This window comes from Leisingera sp. SA32, assembly GCF_056033425.1.
Genome location: NZ_JBVYHB010000011.1, coordinates 61,599 through 81,596 on the forward strand (window position 1 = coordinate 61,599; position 19,998 = coordinate 81,596).

The 19,998-nt window shown below is 63.3% G+C and carries 14 protein-coding genes and 1 pseudogene; 7 read left to right on the forward strand and 8 right to left on the reverse strand.

Annotated elements, in window-relative coordinates; all coding sequences use genetic code 11:
- Window positions 1-25 precede the first annotated feature (25 nt).
- Genes AC0IPL_RS15475 through AC0IPL_RS15485 form a run of 3 tightly spaced genes read right to left on the reverse strand, consistent with a single transcriptional unit; the run spans window position 26 to window position 3,564 of the window.
- A complete protein-coding gene (locus AC0IPL_RS15475; RefSeq protein ID WP_474275427.1) occupies window positions 26-757 on the reverse strand; it encodes an FCD domain-containing protein in 732 nt (243 codons plus the stop codon).
- Window positions 754-2,568 carry a glycoside hydrolase family 2 protein gene (locus AC0IPL_RS15480; RefSeq protein ID WP_474275428.1) on the reverse strand — a complete coding sequence of 605 codons (1,815 nt, stop codon included), beginning with the start codon at window positions 2,566-2,568 and terminating at the stop codon, window positions 754-756. The genes AC0IPL_RS15475 and AC0IPL_RS15480 overlap by 4 nt, the downstream gene beginning before the upstream one ends.
- Window positions 2,569-2,589: 21 nt before the next feature.
- On the reverse strand, window positions 2,590-3,564 hold the full coding sequence (locus AC0IPL_RS15485) for a TRAP transporter substrate-binding protein (RefSeq protein WP_474275430.1): 975 nt from the start codon (window positions 3,562-3,564) through the stop codon (window positions 2,590-2,592).
- 260 nt (window positions 3,565-3,824) lie between these two features.
- On the opposite strand from AC0IPL_RS15485, the gene AC0IPL_RS15490 reads away from it, so the two are divergent.
- The 5 genes from AC0IPL_RS15490 to uxaC are packed head-to-tail and all read left to right on the forward strand — an operon-like array spanning window position 3,825 to window position 10,823.
- The gene (locus AC0IPL_RS15490; protein WP_474275431.1) at window positions 3,825-4,340 is read left to right on the forward strand and encodes a TRAP transporter small permease; all 516 of its coding nucleotides are present in this window, start codon (window positions 3,825-3,827) and stop codon (window positions 4,338-4,340) included.
- A 9-nt stretch (window positions 4,341-4,349) separates the two neighbouring features.
- On the forward strand, window positions 4,350-5,651 hold the full coding sequence (locus AC0IPL_RS15495) for a TRAP transporter large permease (protein ID WP_474275432.1): 1,302 nt from the start codon (window positions 4,350-4,352) through the stop codon (window positions 5,649-5,651).
- Window positions 5,651-8,005 (forward strand): glycoside hydrolase family 31 protein, encoded by a 2,355-nt coding sequence (locus AC0IPL_RS15500; protein WP_474275433.1) that lies wholly within the window; start codon window positions 5,651-5,653, stop codon window positions 8,003-8,005. The genes AC0IPL_RS15495 and AC0IPL_RS15500 overlap by 1 nt, the downstream gene beginning before the upstream one ends.
- The gene (locus AC0IPL_RS15505; protein WP_474275434.1) at window positions 8,002-9,426 is read left to right on the forward strand and encodes a mannitol dehydrogenase family protein; all 1,425 of its coding nucleotides are present in this window, start codon (window positions 8,002-8,004) and stop codon (window positions 9,424-9,426) included. Before AC0IPL_RS15500 ends, AC0IPL_RS15505 begins: the two co-directional genes overlap by 4 nt.
- On the forward strand, window positions 9,423-10,823 hold the full coding sequence (uxaC, locus tag AC0IPL_RS15510) for a glucuronate isomerase (RefSeq protein ID WP_474275435.1): 1,401 nt from the start codon (window positions 9,423-9,425) through the stop codon (window positions 10,821-10,823). Before AC0IPL_RS15505 ends, uxaC begins: the two co-directional genes overlap by 4 nt.
- A 103-nt stretch (window positions 10,824-10,926) precedes the next feature.
- Here uxaC and AC0IPL_RS15515 read toward each other — a convergent pair whose 3' ends face one another.
- The gene (locus AC0IPL_RS15515) at window positions 10,927-11,541 is read right to left on the reverse strand and encodes a response regulator transcription factor (RefSeq protein WP_474275436.1); all 615 of its coding nucleotides are present in this window, start codon (window positions 11,539-11,541) and stop codon (window positions 10,927-10,929) included.
- A gap of 225 nt (window positions 11,542-11,766) precedes the next feature.
- Here AC0IPL_RS15515 and AC0IPL_RS15520 point away from each other — a divergent pair, with 225 nt between their 5' ends.
- On the forward strand, window positions 11,767-12,273 hold the full coding sequence (locus AC0IPL_RS15520) for a putative pterin-binding protein (protein WP_474275437.1): 507 nt from the start codon (window positions 11,767-11,769) through the stop codon (window positions 12,271-12,273).
- Between the two features lie 57 nt (window positions 12,274-12,330).
- A complete protein-coding gene (locus AC0IPL_RS15525; protein ID WP_474275438.1) occupies window positions 12,331-14,853 on the forward strand; it encodes a hybrid sensor histidine kinase/response regulator in 2,523 nt (840 codons plus the stop codon).
- A 502-nt stretch (window positions 14,854-15,355) separates the two neighbouring features.
- On the opposite strand, the gene AC0IPL_RS15530 is transcribed toward AC0IPL_RS15525, so the two are convergent.
- From AC0IPL_RS15530 to AC0IPL_RS15545, 4 genes and pseudogenes are all read right to left on the reverse strand, one after another.
- Window positions 15,356-17,140 (reverse strand): TRAP transporter permease, encoded by a 1,785-nt coding sequence (locus AC0IPL_RS15530; RefSeq protein WP_474275439.1) that lies wholly within the window; start codon window positions 17,138-17,140, stop codon window positions 15,356-15,358.
- A gap of 73 nt (window positions 17,141-17,213) precedes the next feature.
- Window positions 17,214-18,173, reverse strand: a complete 960-nt coding sequence (locus AC0IPL_RS15535; protein ID WP_474275440.1) for a TAXI family TRAP transporter solute-binding subunit — start codon at window positions 18,171-18,173, stop codon at window positions 17,214-17,216.
- 280 nt (window positions 18,174-18,453) lie between these two features.
- A complete protein-coding gene (locus tag AC0IPL_RS15540) occupies window positions 18,454-19,209 on the reverse strand; it encodes an ABC transporter ATP-binding protein (protein ID WP_474275441.1) in 756 nt (251 codons plus the stop codon).
- Window positions 19,206-19,979 (reverse strand): annotated as a pseudogene (locus tag AC0IPL_RS15545) (ABC transporter ATP-binding protein); the annotation flags it as partial. The pseudogene AC0IPL_RS15545 and the gene AC0IPL_RS15540, both read right to left, overlap by 4 nt.
- Window positions 19,980-19,998 lie beyond the last annotated feature (19 nt).

Genomic DNA, 19,998 nt, shown 5'->3' on the forward strand with positions numbered 1-19,998 from the left:
GGCGACGCCGGGGTGGGCGCCAGCATCAGTTCGGCGCGGAAATGGATTGAAACAGGTAGCCGTCAAAGGCCGGATCATCGACATCTGACAGGTCCATCAGGGTTTCGCGCACATGCGCCAGATGCTGCCACATGGCGGCACGGGCACCGGCGCTGTCCTTGGTGCGCAGAGCTGCCAGGATTCGCTGGTGGTCCTCCAACCAGTTGCGACGGTAGTCGGCGTCAAAGATGCGGTCGTGCAGCTTGGCCCACATCGGGCTCTGGTCGCGTTTGCGCCACAGCTCATCCACCATATCGACCAGAACCGAGTTCTGCGTTGCCTCGGCGATCAGCCGATGGAACAGCTCGTCGCCGGAATGGTCTGTGCTGCCGGCTTCGATATCGGCGCGCTCCATCTCCAGCGCCTCGCGCATCCGGGTGATGTCATTCTTGGTGACCATCTCTGCGGCAAAGGCGGCGATCGAGCTTTCCAGAAGCTGGCGCGCCTGCAACAGCTCAAACGGGCCGATGTCGTCGCGCGCGGGTGGCGCCGAGGTCGCGGAAGGGGCGGCCAGATAGATGCCGGAGCCCTTGCGGACCTCGACCAGCCCGTCGATTTCCAGCATGATCAGCGCCTCGCGCACCAGAGAGCGGGAAACGGACAGCCGTTCCGACAGCTGCCGTTCCGGCGGCAGCCGGTCGCCAACCACAAGGCCTTCGTCCCGGATCATTACCCGCAGCGCCTGTGCCACATCCTGATAACGGCGATACTGGCTCATGTCTGATCCTCATGGCTGGACTGCGCGGCGGTCTGATCCTGCGCAGCGCGTTCGGCGTAATAGGCGGCGAGGGTCTGGAACGCAGGTTTTTTCGTGCCCTTGTCGGCGGCAATCAATCCTTTGCGGTTCCAGCCGCGCTGGAAGATGCCCTGGCGCCGCTCCACGCGGAAATCATAGAGGATCCAGGGCGACATGCCCTTGATATAGTCCAGCTCGCGCAGGGTGGCGATTTGCTTGCGATAGACCTCATCCTGATAGGAGAGGCTGAACAGGCCTCTTTCGGGGCCATGTTCGGTGTTGTCACCATCAGCGCCGGTCTCGGAGATCACAACGGGGCGGTCGGGGGCAGAGTTGCGGCCAATCTCGCCCAGCTCGTCAAAGTTTTCTTCGTACCAGCCGTAATATTCGTTGAGACCGATCACATCAATATGCTCTGCCAGCCGGTCCTCGATCTTCAACTTGGCGTGGTTCACCAGACAGGCGGCGGAGGTGAGGCGGGTCGGGTCCTCCGCCTTGGCCAGATCCGCCAGCCCGCGCATGAAGTCGAGCCGGGCGTCGGTGTCCGGGTTCTCGTTGCCGACCGACCAGATGATGACGCTGGCACGGTTGCGGTCGCGGCGGATCAGCTCGCGCAGCTGGTTTTCTGCATCCCGCCGGGTGGCGGGGTTGGCAAAGTCGATGGCCCAGTAGACAGGGACCTCTTCCCACAGCATCAACCCCATCTCATCGGCAATTTCTGCCGCGCGTTCGTGGTGCGGGTAGTGGGCCAGCCGCAGATAGTTGCAGCCCAGCTCCTTGGCATGGGCAAAGCGGCGGCGGATGTCGGCCTCTGACGTCACTTTGCCGAGGGCCTCGTCGTCCTCATGCACCGAGATGCCGCGCAAAAAGATCGGGCTGCCGTTGAGCAGGATGTCCGTTCCTTCACGGCTGATCGTGCGAAAGCCGACCCGGTCCCGCACCTCATCCTCGCCCGCGGTGAGGCGGACGTCGTAGAGTTTCGGGCTTTCCGGCGACCAGAGCTGCGGTGTGGCCGCGATTGTGATCTCACCCTTGCCGTTGACCAGCGGGACGGGACCATCGACGCCAAGCTCAGGTATGGCAAAGCGCGCCTCCTCCACATCGCCATCGACCTCGGCGGAGACGCGGATTTTGTCGCCGTCGAGGCGTACGAAGAGGTCGCGGATCACCGTTTGCGGCAGATCATAGAGCGTCACCTCGCGGTAGACGCCGCCGTAGTTGAACCAGTCGGTGTTGCGCATCGGTACGCGGTCGCGCGTCCGGGTGTTGTTGACGCAGAGCATCAGCCAGTTCTGACCCGGCTTCAGCGCCGCGGTCAATTCCACGCAAAACGGGGTGGAGCCGCCGTAGTGATTGCCCAGGAATTGCCCGTTCAGGAAAACCTTGCAGTCATATTGCGCCGCGCCGATGCGCAGGATCTGGCGGCGGCCAGCGGTGGGGGTATGGGGCAGCGCGCGAGTGTACCAAGCGGAGCCTTCGAAGAAATACCATTTCTCCTGCTGCATTTGCCAGCAGGAGGGCACAGGCACCGTCTCGCCCATGTAGGGGTCGTAATCCCAGGGCTCGATCCGGTCTTCCGGCGCTTCGGGCAGCATGGCGAACCATTTCTGCCGCAGACCGGTATCCAGCAGGTCGACGCAGAAGTTCCAATCCCCGTCCAGCGACTGCCCCTGGCGGCCGCGGGTGAAGATCAGCGTGTCGGCGTTGAGGTTCTGCGTGTTGAAGGGGCGGTCGTAGTCCTCGTCATGCAGTGCCTGCAACGCGTTATCGGCCAGTTCGGAACGTTCTAACATGGGTGCCTGTGCCTCAGTCGCTTATTGCGCTGCTTTGATGCGACCGATCAGGTCGGCGAGGTTGTCCGACTTCGCGGCGACTTCTTCATGCATCGGCAGCACGGCGGCGGCAAAGGGGGCTTTGTCAACGGTGTGGATATTGACGTCCAGTGTCGCCTTTGCCTCTTCGATTGCGGCGTCAGAGGCGGCGTTCCAGGCCTCGCGGTGCGCGGCCATCGAATCAAGCGCGGCGGTGCGCAGGGCGTCCTGCTGTTCCGGTGTCATCGCATCCCAGGCGCAGTTCGACATCACTACGACCGAGGGAATCATGGTGTGCTCATCAAGGGAGAAATCGCTGACGACCTCGCCATGGCGGGCAGTGGTCAGCGCCGTGGGGTTGTTTTCCGCGGCATCAACAACGCCTTGCTGCAGGGCGCTGTACAGCTCCCCCCAGGAGATCGGCGTCGGGTTGCCGCCCAGAAGTTCCACCATGCGGATCGCCGAGGGGCTGGGCTGCACCCGAACCTTCACGCCCTTGAGGTCGTCGGGGGACAGGATCGGTTTTTGCGCATAAAACGACCGCGCACCTTCGGTGTAGAAGGCAACGCCGCGGAAGCCCTGGTCGACGGAAGCGTTCAGGATGTCCTGGCCGATGTCGCCTGTGATGACGCTGTTGAAGTGTTCTTCGGAGGAGAAGATGTAGGGCAGGTTCAGCGCCGAATAGCTTTCTTCAAAGGCTTCGAGTTCGGAGGCGTTGGACCGCGCCATCTCCAGCGCGCAGTTCTGCACCAGTTCCATCGATTCGCGCTGGGTGCCAAGCTGGGCGTTGGGGAAGATCTGGATCTTGATCTCGCCGTCGGTCAGCTCCGCCACGCGGTCGGCCATCACCTGCATGGAAATATGCACCGGGTGATCCGGGGGGTTGTTGTGGTTCAGTTTCAATGTGGCGGCGCCAGCCAGGCCTGCCGATGCGGCCAGGGCCAGCGCTGAAAGAGCGGTGGTGAAAGTCTTGGTCATGGTCTCTCCTCCCAAGTGGTTTGGTCTGACCTTTTGAAATTGGTCAACCAATGTGGCCGGAGACTTCCTTATAATCGACATCCAGTCAACCAAAACGTCCATCTCGACCCGTTTTTGCCTAATTTCCGCTGAAGTGATACAAATTGGTTGACCAGTTTGCATTCCTGCGCGAGGTTCTGGCCCAGAACTGGCTGGCCAGTGAAAGGGAGAATACCAATGACTCGGATCGCAATCCCCCCGCGCCGACGGGGCGGTGGCCTATGAGGCCCCTTGTCGATGTCTTTCTGAAGGCCGTCATCACGGCGATCTTCGTGGTGCTTGTGGCGTGTGTCAGCTGGCAAGTCATCAGCCGCTATATCCTCGGCACGCCATCCACGGTGACGGATGAGCTGGCCCGGTTCCTGTTCATGTGGCTGGCGCTGATCGGTGGCGCCTACACGATGGGGTTGCGCCGCCATCTGGCGATTGACCTGCTGACCCAGAAGCTGGCGGGGCGGGCGCGGGCACTGTCCGAAGGGTTCGTGCTGCTGGCCGTGGCGGGGTTTGCCGCCATGGTGATGGTCAGGGGGGGCGGGCAGTTGGTGCTGAAGACCTTTGCCTCGGGCCAGGTGACGCCAGCGCTGCAAATTCCGATGGGCTATGTCTATGGCGCGATCCCCTTTGCCGGCGCCATCATCCTTTATTTCTGCGCGATTTTCGCGTTTGAGCTGTGGCGCGATGGCCCATCCGATCCGGATGCAGGCGACGACGCGCCGGTCGGCGGACCTCTGGACTAAGGCGGCGATATGACTCTTTCCATTCTTCTACTTTTTGGCAGCTTTGCCGTGCTGATGGCCCTGGGCGTGCCGATTGCCTTTTCCATTGGTATTGCCACCACGGTCACGTTCCTATTGTTCATGGGCCTGGATCAGTCGCTGTTCATCGTGGCGCAGCAGATGGCCTCCGGGCTGGACAGCTTTACCCTGCTGGCGATCCCGTTTTTCATCTTGGCCGGCAACATCATGAACCGCGGCGGCATCGCCATGCGGCTTATCAACTTTGCCAAGGTGCTGGGCGGCCGCCTGCCGGGCGCGCTGGCGCATTGCAACGTTATCGCCAACATGATGTTCGGCTCGATCTCCGGTTCTGCCGTGGCCTCGGCCGCGGCCGTGGGAGGTGTGATGGCGCCCTTGCAAAAGAAGGAGGGTTATGACCCGGCGTTCTCCGCCGCCGTCAATATCGCCTCCTGTCCCACCGGGCTGCTGATTCCGCCCTCGGCGACGCTGATCGTCTATTCTTTGATTACTGGCGGCACCTCAATCGCTGCGCTGTTCGTGGCAGGCTACTTGCCGGGCATCCTGATGGGGCTGGGGCTGATGATCGTGGCTGGTGTTATTGCCAAGCGCCGCGGCTATCCGGTGGCACCCCGCCCGGCGCTGCGCGAGGTCTGGGTGGCCGCCCGCGACGCGATGCTGCCGCTTGGTCTGATCGTGATTGTCATGGGCGGCATCATCTCTGGCGTCTTCACCGCCACCGAGGCATCGGCGGCGGCGGTGCTGTATACGCTGCTGCTGGCGCTTGTGTGGTACCGCGAAATTACCGTGAAAGACCTGCCGGCCATTCTGATCGAAAGTGCAGTGACCACCTCGGTCGTTTTGCTGATGATCGGGGCTTCAATTGCGATGAGCCGGGTGATGGCCTTTGGCGGCATCCCGTTTGCGATCTCGGATTTCCTGCTGGGGTTGTCGGACAATCCGATTGCGATCCTGCTGGCGATCAACGTGGCCCTGCTGATCGTGGGGACGTTCATGGACATGACGCCGGCGCTTCTGATCTTCACGCCAATCTTCATGCCGGTGGTCAAGGGGTTGGGGATGGACCCGGTACATTTCGGCGTGGTGATGACGCTGAACCTGTGCATCGGCATCTGCACCCCGCCGGTCGGCTCGGCCCTGTTCGTCGGCTGCTCGGTCGGTGGGACGTCGATCGCCCGCGTGATCCGCCCGCTGCTGCCATTCTATGCGCTGCTGTTCGGCCTGCTGATGCTGGTAACCTACGTGCCCGAGATCAGCCTGTTCCTGCCGCGTCTTCTGTTGGGATATCAATAATGAAATGTCTGAAGTCCTGGGTGCTGGAGGCGGAAACCGCGACCGGCGCCACCTTGCGCGTCGAGGGGCGCCATCTGCTGCACATCCACGTTCTTGACGAGGCGCTGTTTCGCGTGTCGCTGCAAAAGGACGCGAAGTGGAGGCTGGATCGCACCTGGACCATCGCGCCCGGCGGAGACGCCCCCTGGGAGGGGCGCAGCCGTGACGATCTGTCGGGCTTTGCCTGCCCAGCACCGGCGATCACTGTGTCGGACGAGGAGCTGTGCATTGCAACTGAGACTCTGCGCGTGCGGGTGTTGTCACCCTTGCAGATGATCTGGGAGGCCAAGGTAGGCGGTGCCTGGCTGGACTTTGCCCAGGATCGCGCCACCGGCGGCATCCATCTGGGGCTGCGCGATCATGCCCATGCGCATTTCCTCAGCCGCGCGCCGGGCGAGCCGGTCTTCGGCCTTGGCGAGAAAACCGGCCCCCTGAACCGTGCGGGCAAGCGCTATGAGATGCGCAACATCGACGCGATGGGCTATGACGCCGAAAGCACCGATCCGCTGTACAAACATGTGCCCTTCACCATCACCCGGACAGCGGCGGCGGGATGCTGGTCGGTCTTTTACGACAACCTGGCGGGATGCTGGTTTGATCTGGGCAATGAGCTGGACAACTACCACGCGCCATACCGGGTCTATCGCGCCGAGGACGGCGACCTGGATTTCTACATGGCCTGGGCACCGGAGGTTCTGGACCTGGTCAAGCGCCAGGAACAGTTGACCGGCGGTACCGCCTTTCCACCGCGCTGGAGCCTCGGCTATTCCGGCTCCACCATGTCCTATACCGACGCTCCGGACGCACAGGCGCAGCTGGAAGGGTTCCTGACCAAGCTCGCCGAACACCGCATTCCCTGCGACAGTTTTCAGATGTCTTCTGGCTACACCTCCATTGGTGCCAAGCGCTATGTGTTCAACTGGAACGACGACAAAATGCCCGACCCGGAGGGCATGGCCGAGAAATTCGCCGCGCAGGGCGTTCATTTGATTGCCAATATCAAGCCCTGCTTGCTGCAGGACCATCCGCGCTATGACGAGGCGGCGGATGCCGGTCTGTTCATCCGCGCCAGCGCCGAAGCGGATGCAGATACCGGCCCCGAAATGTCGGTGTTCTGGGATGATGAGGGCTCCCACCTCGACTTTACCAACCCGGCGACGGTGGACTGGTGGAAATCGAATGTCACCTCGGCGCTGTTGACGCGTGGCATCGGCTCCACCTGGAACGACAACAACGAATATGAAATCTGGGACCGCCACGCCCAATGCGCGGGCTTTGGCGACAGCATCGACATTGCGCTGATGCGGCCGGTGATGCCAATCCTGATGACGCGCGCCTCGATGGAGGCGCAGGAGGCGCAAGCGCCCGGCAATCGCCCTTATCTCATCAGCCGGTCCGGGGCGCCGGGCTTGCAGCGTTATGCGCAGACCTGGAGCGGCGACAACCGGACCGACTGGAAGACCCTGCGCTGGAACCAGCGCACCGGGTTGGGGATGAGCCTGTCGGGCTTTTACAACATCGGCCATGACGTCGGCGGCTTCTCCGGCCCGCGGCCTGAACCGGAACTGTTCGTGCGCTGGGTGCAGAACGGCATTTTTCACCCCCGTTTCACCATCCACTCCTGGAATGACGATGCGACGGTGAACGAGCCCTGGATGTACCCCGAAGTTACCGACCAGATCCGCGCGGCAATCCGCCTGCGCTACCGTCTGCTGCCCTATCTTTATACCTGCCTGTGGCAGGCGGCAGAGCGGAGCGAGCCAATGCTGCGGCCGCTCTTCCTGGACTTTGGCTATGATCCGCAAACCTGGGAGGAGGGTGACAGCTTCCTTCTGGGCCGAGATCTGTTGGTGGCGACGGTGCTGGACAAGGGCGTGGACACCCATACCGTGTACCTGCCGCAACACGCGGGCGGCTGGTGGGATTTCCACAGCGGCACATGGTATGACGGAGGGCAGTGGCTGGAGGTTCCCGTGACGCTGGACACGATCCCGCTGTTTGTGCGCGGCGGCGCGGTGATCCCGATGGGCGAGGGGGCGGACCGCGCGGCCCCGGTGGCAGAAACCGCCCGCGTGCTGGCTGTGTTCCCTGCCGCCCATGCGGCTCAAAGCAGCAGCCTGATGTTCGAAGACGACGGTGTCTCCCGCAGCGGAGAGTGGTGTCTGACCCATTTGGAGCTGTCCAGCGACGCAGACACCATCAGCCTGCGCACGCGGCGCGAAGGCCCCGGAACGCCAGTCTTGGCCGAGGCTGAGATCGTGCTGCCCGCAGGCGACTGCCGCACATTGAAGACGCAAGGAAGGATCTCCCTGTGACAAGCTCCCGCATCCCCTGCTCCTATGACCGTGCTGGCCTGCGCCCGCGCATTCTTCACCTTGGGTTCGGGGCCTTTGCCCGCGCGCATCCGATGGTGTATCTGCACCACGGGCTGACCGCGAAAGGCGGCGACTGGGGTGTGGTGGCCGCGCGGTTGAACTCCGGTGTGGAGGCGCTGAACGCGCTGGATCAGGCCGGTGGTCTGTACCACGTAGCCGAGGCCGATGGCGAGGCGACCACACTGCGCGAGATCGGCGTGTTGACCGGCAGTTGCCACCCGGCCCGCGACGGGGCCATGGCGTTGCCTGCCGTGATCGCATCGCCCGAGATGGCGCTGATCCTTCTGACCATCACGGAGAAGGGCTATTGCACCCGTGATGGCGCACTGGATACCGAGCATTCCGGCATTCGGGCCGACCTGGCGGGCGGCGCGCCGTCGACGGCCATCGGTGTCATCGTAGCCGGGCTGGCGCAGCGGCGGCAGGCGGGCCACGGCGGGCTGACAATCCTGTCCTGCGACAACCAACCCGACAATGGTGCGCTGACCCGCACGGCGGTTCTGGGCTTTGCGCGGGCGCAGGATCCGCAGCTGGCAGAGTGGATCGCGGCCCATGTGCGGTTTCCGTCCTCCATGGTGGACCGGATCGTACCGGCGATGACGGACGAGAGCCGCTCTGTGGTGCGCGATGCGCTTGGAGCGGAAGATCCAAATGCGATCCTGTGCGAACCCTTCCGCCAGTGGGTAATCGAGGACAACTTCGCCGCAGACGTGCCGCCCTTTGCCGCCGGTGGGGCGCTGTTGGTGCCGGATGTGCAGCCTTTTGAAGACATGAAACTGCGTCTGCTGAATGGTGCCCATACGACACTGGCCTGGGTCGGGCAGCTGGGTGGCCACGAGACGGTTGCCGATTGCATGCGGGACGCCGATCTGCGGGCGGTTCTGCGGCTTCTGATGCTGGCCGAGCAGGCGCCGACGCTGTCGCTGCCAGGCGAAATCGACATCGAAACCTATGCTGATGACCTGCTGGCGCGTTTTGCCAATACGCGGTTGCGCCATCGCCTAGCGCAAATCGCGACGGACAGCAGTCAGAAAATGCCGCAGCGTCTGTTGGCGCCGATTGCGCAGAACATCTCTGCCGGGCGGGACTGGTCGGTATCGGCGCTGGCGCTCGCGGCCTGGGTCAAGGGCCTGCGCGACCTTGCCCCGATTGATGATCCGCGTCAGGCGGAGCTGCGTGCGGCGGCCGCCTCGGCGACGCCGGTTGCCTCCGTGCTGGCGCTGGCTGGCACTGTCCCGGCTGAGGCTGCGGCGCTGACCAACCCGGTTCAGGCCGCATTCGAGCGTTTGGAAGAGACAGGATCGGCCGCCTCGGTTGCGCATATCCTCAACCAAGACCAGACTGTGGAGACTGGGCAATGACCGCTTTTTTGAACAGTGATTTCCTGCTCGACACCGCCACGGCGCGGCGTCTGTTTCATGATGTCGCCCGTGACCTGCCCATTGTGGATTATCACAACCACCTGCCGCCAGCGGAGATTGCCGCAGATCGCCAGTGGGACAACCTCGGAGAGATGTGGTTGGCCTTCGATCACTACAAATGGCGGGTCATGCGCTGGGCGGGCGTGGAAGAGGCTCGCGTGTCCGGCTCCGCGAGTTGGCGGCAGAAATTCGACGCCTTCGCCGAGGCCATGCCGCGGGCCGTGCTCAATCCGGTGCATCATTGGTCTCATCTGGAGCTGTGGCGCTATTTCGACCTGACCGGCACGGTGCTGTCGCCTGCGACCGCAGATCATGTCTGGGAGACGGCCAACGCGCGTCTTCAGGAGCCGGGATTTTCGGCGCAGGGGCTGCTGCGGCAGATGAATGTGGAACTGGTTGGGACCACCGATGATCCGCTAGACGACCTCGCGCATCACGCGGCGATGGCGGGGGCAGACATCCGTGTCGTGCCGACGTTTCGGCCGGATAAATCGGTGCAGATCGAAGCGCCGGGATTTGCCCGCTACATTGAGCGGCTTGAGGCTCTTACGCATCCGATCCGCAGGTTCGACGACCTGGTTGCGGCGCTGGTCATGCGGCTCGATCATTTTGTCGCCCATGGCTGCCGGGCGGCGGATCATGGTATCAACCATCTCGACGCAGGAGCCATTCCGGGCGCGACTTCGCTTGACGGTGCGCTGAAAGCCGCGCGATCCGGGCAACCGGTCACCCCCGAACAGGCGGCGGGCCACCGTGCAGCCCTGTTCGATGCGCTGGGGCGGGCCTATGCCGCGCGCGGGCTGGTGATGCAGTGTCACATGAATGTGGTGCGCAACGGGTCCAGTCGCCTGTTGCAGGCGGTCGGCCCGGATGCCGGGGGGGACTCGCTGCGTGACACAGACATGGCGGGGCCGCTGAACATTCTGCTTGACCGTCTGGACCGCGACGGGCAGTTGCCGCGCATGGTGCTGTACGGGCTGGATCCGTCTCGCAACCCGGTACTGGCCGCAACGGCCGGCACGTTTCAGGACGGCTCGGTGCCCGGCAAGGTGCAGGCGGGGGCGGCGTGGTGGTTCAATGACACGCTGGACGGGATGGAAAGCCAGATGCGGACGCTGGCGCAGGTTGGCCTGCTGTCCACCTTCCTGGGCATGTTGACGGACAGCCGTTCGTTCCTGTCCTTCCCGCGGCACGAGTATTTCCGCCGTCTGCTGTGCGGGATGATCGGGCGCTGGTCAGAAACCGGGCATTTGCCCGACGACGCCGAGGCATTGAATCAGCTGGTGCGCGGTATTTGCTACGAGAACGCCAAGGCCTGGTTCATGGATCCGCAGTGACCCGGATCGCGGGGGCGCATCGGGCGGGGGCCCTGTGCGTTTATCTGGCTGCCTGGACTGAGCGGGCGGTGTCGCAGTTCAGCAGTGCCGGCCGGCCTGCGGGTCAGTACAGCCCTGCTTCGCGCGCAGCCAGGGCTGCCTGGGTGCGGTTGGTGACTTCCAGTTTTCGGTAGAGCGTTTTCATGTGCAGCTTCACGGTTGGTTCGGATATCGCCAGATCGCGGGCAATTTCCTTGTTGGATTTGCCTTCGGTCAGCCCTTTCAGAACCTGACGTTCGCGCGGTGAGAGCTTTTCTGCCAGCGGGTGCGGTGCCTCGGTCTCAGCGGCGGTCATGAATTCAATGGGGGCGTATTGTTCGCCCATGGCCATGAACTTGACCGCGTTGATCATGGATTTTGCCGACAGGGTCTTAGGTACAAAGCCGGCGGCTCCGGCCTCCAGCGCCTGTTCGGCGATCTGGCGGGTGGCGGCCCCCGACATCAGGGCGACCCGTTGCCCGTCCTTCAGCGCCATCGCCCGTTTCAGGCCGCTCAGCCCGTTCATGCCGGGCATGTTGAGATCCAGCAGCACCAGATCATAAGGCGCTTCTGTCTCGATCAGATTGCAGGCCTGATCCAGATCCGCGGCGGTGCTGGTGGTGATGGCCCCCTGGCCTTCGAGAAACAGAACCAGCGTATCGCGCAACAGGTCGTGGTCGTCGGCAATCAATACTCTCATCTCTGGCTCCTTGCTCCTGCCCTATAGACGTATCGCGTGATTGCGGCGCTTGCACGGCAAAATTGCCGCGTATTCGTCGCAGCTTGGCCGACGACCAGAGCGCAGCCGACGCGGCGATGGGTGGGGACCTATTCGAACGGATAGGGGAGTATCCGTCTAACCTTTTGGTTGTGGGGGGCGATTATGTAACATTTGGTGCAGGTCAAAGAATTGAAAGGTCATGCCATGCTCCGCCGTGCGCTCAAGATCATTGCCGTCTCCCTGCTTGCGGCGCAGCCGCTGGTGGCATCCAGCCAGGACGAGCCGACCGGCGACGTGTTGTTAACCGTGACCGGGCTGCATGAGACCCAGGCGGACGGGGCGGCGGTTCCTTTTGATCTGGCGATGCTGAAAGAGCTGGGCTCGGTGACGTTCGAAACCTCGACCATCTGGACCCAAGGGGTGCAACAGTTCGAGGGGGTGCCGCTGCGAACGCTGGTGGATCACTTGGGCATATCCGCGCGCACGCTGCGGGCGACCGCGATCAACGACTATTCTGTCGACATCCCGCTGCACGATGCCGTGCAGGGCGGACCGATCATCGCATACAAGCTCAACGGCGAAGAAATGTCGGTGCGCGACAAGGGGCCGTTGTGGATCGTTTACCCTTATGACAGCAAAACGGAATATCAATCAGAAGTGGTGTATTCCCGTAGCATCTGGCAACTGGACCGGATCGAGGTGATCGAGTAGCAACCCGCATGATGCGGTATCGCGCCGCCCGGCTGCCTGCATTTGAGGATGATGGCGATGGCCGGCAAAAAACGCAGCACGTTCTGGTTCCGGCTGGCCGCCTTGCTGGTGCCTGCAGCACTTGGGCTGGCTGCCATTGCGGCGCTGGCGCTGAACGTCTCCCGCGATCTCACCCAGCTGAGCTCGGCCAGTTCGGACAACATCCAGTGGACGCTGTCCCAGACTGAGGTGGAGTTCCTTCAGTTTCGTCTCGAACTGGCGCAGGTGCAGCCCGACGAGATACCAGACATGCGCAGCTTGCGGCGCAGGTTTGACGTATTTTACAGCCGCGTGCGCACGTTGGCCCAGGCGTCAATTTATGGCGACGTGCGCAAGGTCCCCGCGTTTTCGACCCACCTAAAGGCGGTTGACCGCTATCTGGACCGCGCGGTGCCGATCATCGACAGTGATCCCACCAGCTTTCAAGCCGCGCTGTCCAAGCTGAAATCCGATACCGCCGCGATCCGGCCGCACGTCCGCCAGCTGTCGGTCGCCGGGCTCAACTATTTTGCAACGGAATCCGACTTCAGGCGCAATGCTTTGTCGGGCACTTTGAAACAACTGGCGTTGGCCATTGCCGTGCTGGTCGTCGCATTGGTGGTGCTGGCCTGTTACCTTGCGGTTTTGAACGCGCAGAACGTGCGACGGCGCACCCAGGCGATCGAGGCCAGCGAACGCATGAATATCGTGACGGGCACCTCGCTTGACGCCGTTATCGTGGCCGACATGTCGGGCCGGATCCTGGATTTCAATGCCGCAGCCGAGCAGATATTCGGCCATTGCGCGGAACATGCAATCGGCCGCGAACTGGGAGAGCTGATCGTGCCGGAACAGCACCGCGCCGCCCATGAGGCCGGTATGGCGCGGCTGCGCGACGCTGGGGAAAAACGGGTCGTTGGCAGCGGTCGTTTCAAGCTGGAAGCGCTGCGGGCGAACGGGGATGTCTTTCCGGTGGAACTTGCCATCCAGTCGGCGGACACCAAGGACGGCGAAATTTTCATCGCCTTCCTGCGTGACATATCCAGCCAGATGCAGGCCGAGGCGGAACTGGTGCTGGCGCGCGACCGGGCTATGGCGGGCGAGAAGGCCAAGACCGAGTTCCTTGCTACCATGAGCCACGAGATCCGTACCCCGCTGAACGGGCTGTTGGGTAACCTGTCACTGCTGCACGACACCCCGCTTAGCGCGCAGCAGGCCGGGTACGTCCGCAACATGCAGATCTCCGGTAAATTGCTGAAAAGCCACGTTTCTGACGTGTTGGACATCACCAAATACGATGCGGGTAAGCTGGTGCTGCACCCGGTGGACATGAACGTCAGCACGCTGCTTCAGGACATCGTCGACAGCCAAAGCGGCACCGCCGCGGGCAACCGCTCCGCCTTGACCTGGGCCTGGCAGGGGCAGCCGCTGCATTGGATCCGCGCTGACAGGGACCGGTTGCAGCATATCTTGATGAACATCGTCGGCAATGCGGTCAAGTTCACCAAAGATGGCGAAATTTGCATAACGGTTCGCGCCGACGACTTCGGTGATGGGCGCTGTAATCTGCACATATCCGTGCGCGATACCGGCACAGGGATCGACCCGCAGCTGCGGCCGCATATCTTCGAGGATTTTACCACGGGAGACAGCTCTTATGACCGAGAGGTCGGTGGCACCGGCCTGGGGCTGGGCATTGCCCAACGGTTCGTAACCGCGCTGGGCGGGCGGATCACGGTGGACAGCGAGCCGGGGGCGGGCAGCGTCTTTGAGGTACATCTGCCTGTTCAGCCCATCGCGGAACCGCAGTCGCAAATCCCGGCGCTGACGGCGGCACATGCGGTCGAGCACGCCGATGTGCTGCTGGTGGAGGATAACGAGATCAACCGCCAGGTTGCCCGTGAGATGTTGTCCGCGCAGGGCCATTCGGTGACCGAGGCGCACAACGGCCAGGAGGCCGTGGAGATCGCGGCCAGGTCGGCCTTTGACATCATATTGATGGACATCAGCATGCCAGTGATGGATGGGCGCAGCGCCACAAGGGCCATTCGGTCCAGCAACGGACCTTGTGCGCAGGTGCCGATCATCGCGGTGACCGCCAACGCCATGGTGGCGGAGCAGGAGGCCTTTCTCGCGGATGGAATGAACGGGGTGCTGACCAAGCCATTGACGCGCGAGGGGTTGGTTCAGGTGCTGGCGGGGCATGTTCCCCCGACGCCTGCGGCGGCAGACGCCAACAGGGCACGATCGCAGCATCTGGATGAGCTGGCGGAGGCGGTGGGCGCTGAGGCGCTTCAGTCCCTGTTAAACCGCTTTGCCGCTGAGCTGGACGCCTTCCTGCAAGCGCTGGATCAGGGGCGGGAACCGGCCGCCGCTGACACCGCCGCCGACGCCCATCGTATCGCGGGCAGCGCTGCGACCTTCGGGCTGGCGGAGCTGCGCGAAGGGCTGATAGGTCTGGAGCAGGCCGCGCTCCGTCAGGATGCTCAGGGAGCGCAAGCCGCGATAACACGGCTGTGCGACGTCTGGGCCGTTGAAAAACCAGCTCTTGGTCTGTCGTAGCATTCGCAGCAGTGGGGCCGGTGGCCACGGCCTCGGGAAACGTGAAACAGTCCAGAAACAGGCCAAGAAAGTCCTGCGTTTCGGACAGTATACTGACCCGCTGACCCGTAGCTTCTTCCTGTTCGGCACGAACCTGGTTCAGCCCCGTGATGATGTCCTGAGGAATCGCCGGAAAGACCGGCGTCCCTACCGGGTAGCGCAGCGCACAGGGGGTGATGCCGCTGCCCCAGTCTCAGAATTCGTCGACCGGGATCACAACCTCGATGCCGCGCTCCCTGGCCAGCCAGGTCAGACGCGGGCGGTGGCCGCTGCCGCGCTGAACATCATCCATCGCGGTGATCAGCTGACGATGAGCTTCCTACAGACGATCAGGCTACCGCTCTCCATGGATCCGCTGCGCTGTGGTGAATTGCTGAACTTCAGATAGGGAGCTCAAGGAGGTTCCCGGGAGTCCGCACTGCAGCGGGCGCCCGGATAATTGTGGGGTCGACCTCGGCTTGGATCAGATCCACAGGCCGGAGAAGATCACGGCAAGGCCCGCAGCGCAGAAGGCCAGCGTCGGCAGTGGCTTGCGCGCACCAATCAGGCCGGTGGAGACCAGCGTCAGGCCGACCGCCATGCGCAGCAGGTCGGTCAGCGCCGCCAGCGGGGCCGTGGTCAGTCTCAGCAGGTCCGGGTTGGCCACCATGCCCAGCGGGATCAGATACAGGCCAACCCCCAGCGACATCGCCGTCAGCGCCACTTTCAGCCAGTTCTCACCGATCATGCCCGCGGCGATGAAGACCGCACCGCAGACAGGCGGGGTGATGGTCGACAAGAGCGCGAACCAGAACACGAAGAGATGTGCCTGCAACGGTTCCAGCCCCAGCTGCGTCAGCGCAGGCCCGGCGACCGAGACGCAAATCACGTAGGCCGCGGTGGTCGGCACCTCCATACCCAGCACCAGACAGGCAATGGCGGTCAGGATCAGCGAGGGCCATAGCAGCCCGCCGGAGCCCTGGATGATCAACGATGTGATCTTGACCCCCAGCCCGGTGATCGACAGCACCCCGATGATAATTGAGGCGCACAGGATGATGGCAGCGATCATCGACACCTGCCGCGCCGCGTTCAGCAGCGCGTTGGCAGCGCGCTCGGCGATCTGTTGCTTGTCGAATGTCAGCTGACCGTTGAACAGCAGCAACGCCGCGCCTGCGATCACCGCCAGCGCGGCGGCATACTCTGGCGTGAAACCGGCGCCGAACATCGCCCACAACAGCACGCTGAAGGGCACCAGAAAGAACAGCGAGGTCACGATCACGTCGCGGCGCTTGGGACGGTCCGCTTCGGGCACGCCTTGCAGCTCAAAGCGGCGGTTGTAGGCGTTGATGCCGACCCAAACGGCGAGGAAATACAACAGTGCCGGCAGGAGGGCCGCCGCCATGATGGAGGTATAGGGCACGCCCGTCAGTTCCACCATCACGAAGGCGCCGGCGCCCATCAGCGGCGGCATGATCTGCCCACCGGAGGAGGCCACGGCCTCTACCGCCGCGGCAAGACGCTTGGGGTAGCCCAGCCGCGTCATCGCGGGCATGGTGATCGCCCCGGTCGAGGCCACATTGGCGGAAGCCGAGCCTGAAATAGAGCCGAACAGCGCTGAAGAAATCACCGAGACCTTGGCCGCGCCGCCCTTGAGCCGCCCCGCCGCCGCGCCTGCAACATTCATGAAGCCCTGGCCGGCCTCGCCCGCGTTCAGCACCGCGCCGAAGATCACGAAGATCGACACAACCCCCACAGACACCCCGGTGAGCGAGCCCCATATTCCCCCCTCGGCGATGGTCAACGTGCCCAGAAAACTCTGCAATGGGGTACCGGAATGGCCGAACTCACCCGGAATATGCTGGCCGAACAGCCCATAGAGCAGGGCCAATGCCGCCACCACCGGCAGCGGCCAGCCGATGGCGCGGCGGGCGGTTTCCAGCACCACGGCCAGCAACACCAGCGCGATCACTTCTTGCTGGCGTCCCTCAAGAAACCCGTACTGGTCCCCCAGCGCATCGGCGTTCACCGCCACCCAGATCGCGGCGGCACAGCCCAGCCCCGCCAGCACGATACCGGACCACAGCTGCCCCCGGTGCGTGACCCCGTAGACCAGTGCAAACGGCAGGATGAAGGCCATGTGCAGCGGCCGGCTGACAAGATTGGGCACGATGCCGGCAAAGACCAGCGCCAAATGGTAGCCGACAAGAGCTGCCGCCAGCAGCAGCCAGAAGCCGCCCAAAAGGCGGCGCGAGGAGGAAAGTGTCATCGAGGGGGGCTTTCGGCAGGTGGGGCGCCCCCGCCCGGTCCTGAACGGAACTGCGGGGCAGGGGCGTTTTCAGTTATTTCTGGGCGTCGCTCAGCGCGATGCCGGCCTCTTCGTAATAGCGGATGGCGCCGGGGTGCAGCTTGGTGTTGATATGGGCCATCAGCTCAGGCGTAACACCGTTCCACCAGGGCGAAACATCGGCCATCTTGGCTTTCTGCTCCCAGAAGGTGCGGGTCAGCGCATAGGCCGTGTCCGCGTCCATCTTGGTAGTGGTGAAGGCGGCAACCGGCAGCGAGGTGGTGGTGATGTCCTCATCCTGCCCGGCATAGGTGCCGGCCGGGATCACCAGTTTGGCGCGCTTGGTTTCCGCGATCTCTTCCTGGCTCAGCGACAGCACGGTGACAGGCGTGGACGCGGCGGCTTCGATCACGTTCGGCGCCGGGAAGGAACCGGCGGTGACGAAGGCGTCGATCTGGCCGTTCTTCAGCGCGGCTACCGCGTTGGACAATTCCGCTTCCGCGACCTTGACCGAATCTTCCAGCCCGAACAGGCCCAGGTATTTCGCCCCTTCGCGTGCGCCGAAGGAGCCTTTGCCCAGAAGCACGGTCTTGCCTTCCAGATCACGCAGGGTCCCGGTGCCATCCTGACCCGCCATCACAAAATGCATGGTCAGCGACGGGATCGGAAACAGCGCCCGTATCTCGTCGAACTGCGGCGCGCTGCGGTCCTTGAACGGGCCCTTGCCCTCCTGGGCGAGACCGATCAAAGCGGGCGGAGTGGTGAACACATAGTCCTCGCCGCGGGCGCGCACCTCCATCACGTTCTGGGTCGAGCCTTGGCTTTCTTCGATGGTGACGATGATGTCGCCTTCGGTTCCGGCCTTCATCGCCTCTGCAAGTTCCACCCCCATCTGATAATAGGAGGAGCCGCTCTTGGCTGATTTGTAGGTGACCCGCGTCTCCGCTGCGGCGCCTTGGGCCATCATCAGGCCGGCCGCCAATGCGGCGCCGACAATGCTTTGAAATTTGGACATCTTCGTTCTCTCCCTTACAGATCCGGCAAAATCCTTGCTGCTGTAAATGACGCCGAGCTATTGCCCGCGTCAACCGCAACAGCGCCTTCCGGGCAGCCAAATCGCCCTGAACACGGAAGCGATACCGCCTGCGCGCGGCGCGCAGGCAGTCTGTGCGCCATACGCGCTAACTGCCGCTTGATCAGGGCCGCACCGGCGCGTTTCAGGGCAAAAACGGGGCCGCTTGGGGCCCCGTTTCCTGTGCTCCGCCCCCTGCGGTGGGGCAGGGGCTGAAGGGGGCTCAGCCCACCCTATTGACCGAGGCGTGCAGCAGCTGACTGGTGTAGTCGTGCTTGGTGCGACCTGCACGCATGTCCTCGATGCTGATGATCTCGACGATCTCTCCGTTGCGCATCACCGCGGCCTGATCGCACATATGCGCAACCACGGCGAGGTCATGCGACACCATGACATAGGTCAGCCCGTGTTCGGCCCGCAGGTCGCTGAGCAGATTGAGAATCTCCGCCTGCACAGAGACATCCAGTGCCGAGGTAGGCTCGTCCAGCAGCAGGATTTGCGGCTCGGAGGCCAGCGCCCGGGCAATGGCGACCCGCTGGCGCTGCCCCCCTGACAGCTGGTGCGGATAGCGAAACCGGAAGGCCGGGCCCAGTCCCACGTCCTTCAGCAGGCGCTCCACCCGGCTGTTGATGTCGCCAAACCCGTGCAGTTGCAGGGTTTCGGTCAGGACCTGATCCACTGACTGGCGCGGATGCAGCGAGGCATAAGGGTCCTGGAACACCATCTGCACGGTCTTGTAGAAATCCCGGTCGCGTTTGTGCTCCAGCTCCTTGCCCGCCACGCTCATGTGACCTTCCCACTGCGGGGCGAGGCCGGTCAGCGCCTTCAGGATGGTGGACTTGCCGGAGCCGCTTTCGCCGACCAGACCAAAGCTGGCGCCTTTTTCAACCGAGAAAGTGGCAGATTTCACCGCCTGAAACAGGTTGTGGTGATCGCCGAAGTAAACGCTGAGATCTTTGACGTCCAAGGCAATGGTCATGTGCTGGCCTCCACGCTGGGGGCGTCGCGCCAGGCCGGGTCGCGGTTCAGAACCTCAAGCCGTTTGCGCGGTGCGTCGAATTGGGGCAGGGAGCCGAGAAGCCCCTGGGTGTAGGGGTGCTGGGCCTGATGCAGCTTGTCGGCGTCGCAGACCTCCACCACGCGGCCGGCGTACATGATCAGCACCCGATCGCAGAACTGCGACACCAGGTTCAAATCGTGACTGATGAAGATCAGCCCCATGCCGCGGTCCTTGACCAGCTTGTCCATGATCGACAGAACCTGCCCCTGCACGGAGACATCCAGCGCCGAGGTGGGTTCATCCGCTATCAGGATTTCCGGGTTCGGGATCAGCATCATGGCGATCATGATTCGCTGGCCCATGCCCCCCGACATCTCGTGCGGGTAAGCCTTCATCACCCGTTCGGGATCACGGATCGAAACCGCCTCCAGCATCTCCAGCGCCTTGGCGCGGGCTTCGGCCTTGCTGGCGCGGTTGTGCAGTCGGTAGGCCTCGATGATCTGATCGCCGATGGTCATCACCGGGTTCAGCGAGAACTTGGGGTCCTGCATCACCATGGAGATCTGCTTGCCCCGCACCGCCCGCATCTGCCGCTCGGACAGATCCAGCAGGTTTTTCCCGTGAAGCGAGATGTGGTCTGCCTCGATCATCCCCGGCTTGCGGATCAATTGCAGGATGGCGCGGCCGGTCATCGATTTGCCTGAACCGCTTTCACCGACGATGCCCAGCCGTTCCTTGCCAAGCGAGAAGCTGACCCCGCGCACCGCA

Bases quoted from the DNA above. Each gene is read 5' to 3' on its own strand.
- AC0IPL_RS15475 (WP_474275427.1), bottom strand. From the start codon at position 757: ATGAGCCAGTATCGCCGTTATCAGGATGTGGCACAGGCGCTGCGGGTA.
- AC0IPL_RS15480 (WP_474275428.1), bottom strand. From the start codon at position 2,568: ATGTTAGAACGTTCCGAACTGGCCGATAACGCGTTGCAGGCACTGCAT.
- AC0IPL_RS15485 (WP_474275430.1), bottom strand. From the start codon at position 3,564: ATGACCAAGACTTTCACCACCGCTCTTTCAGCGCTGGCCCTGGCCGCA.
- AC0IPL_RS15490 (WP_474275431.1), top strand. From the start codon at position 3,825: ATGAGGCCCCTTGTCGATGTCTTTCTGAAGGCCGTCATCACGGCGATC.
- AC0IPL_RS15495 (WP_474275432.1), top strand. From the start codon at position 4,350: ATGACTCTTTCCATTCTTCTACTTTTTGGCAGCTTTGCCGTGCTGATG.
- AC0IPL_RS15500 (WP_474275433.1), top strand. From the start codon at position 5,651: ATGAAATGTCTGAAGTCCTGGGTGCTGGAGGCGGAAACCGCGACCGGC.
- uxaC (WP_474275435.1), top strand. From the start codon at position 9,423: ATGACCGCTTTTTTGAACAGTGATTTCCTGCTCGACACCGCCACGGCG.
- AC0IPL_RS15515 (WP_474275436.1), bottom strand. From the start codon at position 11,541: ATGAGAGTATTGATTGCCGACGACCACGACCTGTTGCGCGATACGCTG.
- AC0IPL_RS15520 (WP_474275437.1), top strand. From the start codon at position 11,767: ATGCTCCGCCGTGCGCTCAAGATCATTGCCGTCTCCCTGCTTGCGGCG.
- AC0IPL_RS15525 (WP_474275438.1), top strand. From the start codon at position 12,331: ATGGCCGGCAAAAAACGCAGCACGTTCTGGTTCCGGCTGGCCGCCTTG.
- AC0IPL_RS15530 (WP_474275439.1), bottom strand. From the start codon at position 17,140: ATGACACTTTCCTCCTCGCGCCGCCTTTTGGGCGGCTTCTGGCTGCTG.
- AC0IPL_RS15535 (WP_474275440.1), bottom strand. From the start codon at position 18,173: ATGTCCAAATTTCAAAGCATTGTCGGCGCCGCATTGGCGGCCGGCCTG.
- AC0IPL_RS15540 (WP_474275441.1), bottom strand. From the start codon at position 19,209: ATGACCATTGCCTTGGACGTCAAAGATCTCAGCGTTTACTTCGGCGAT.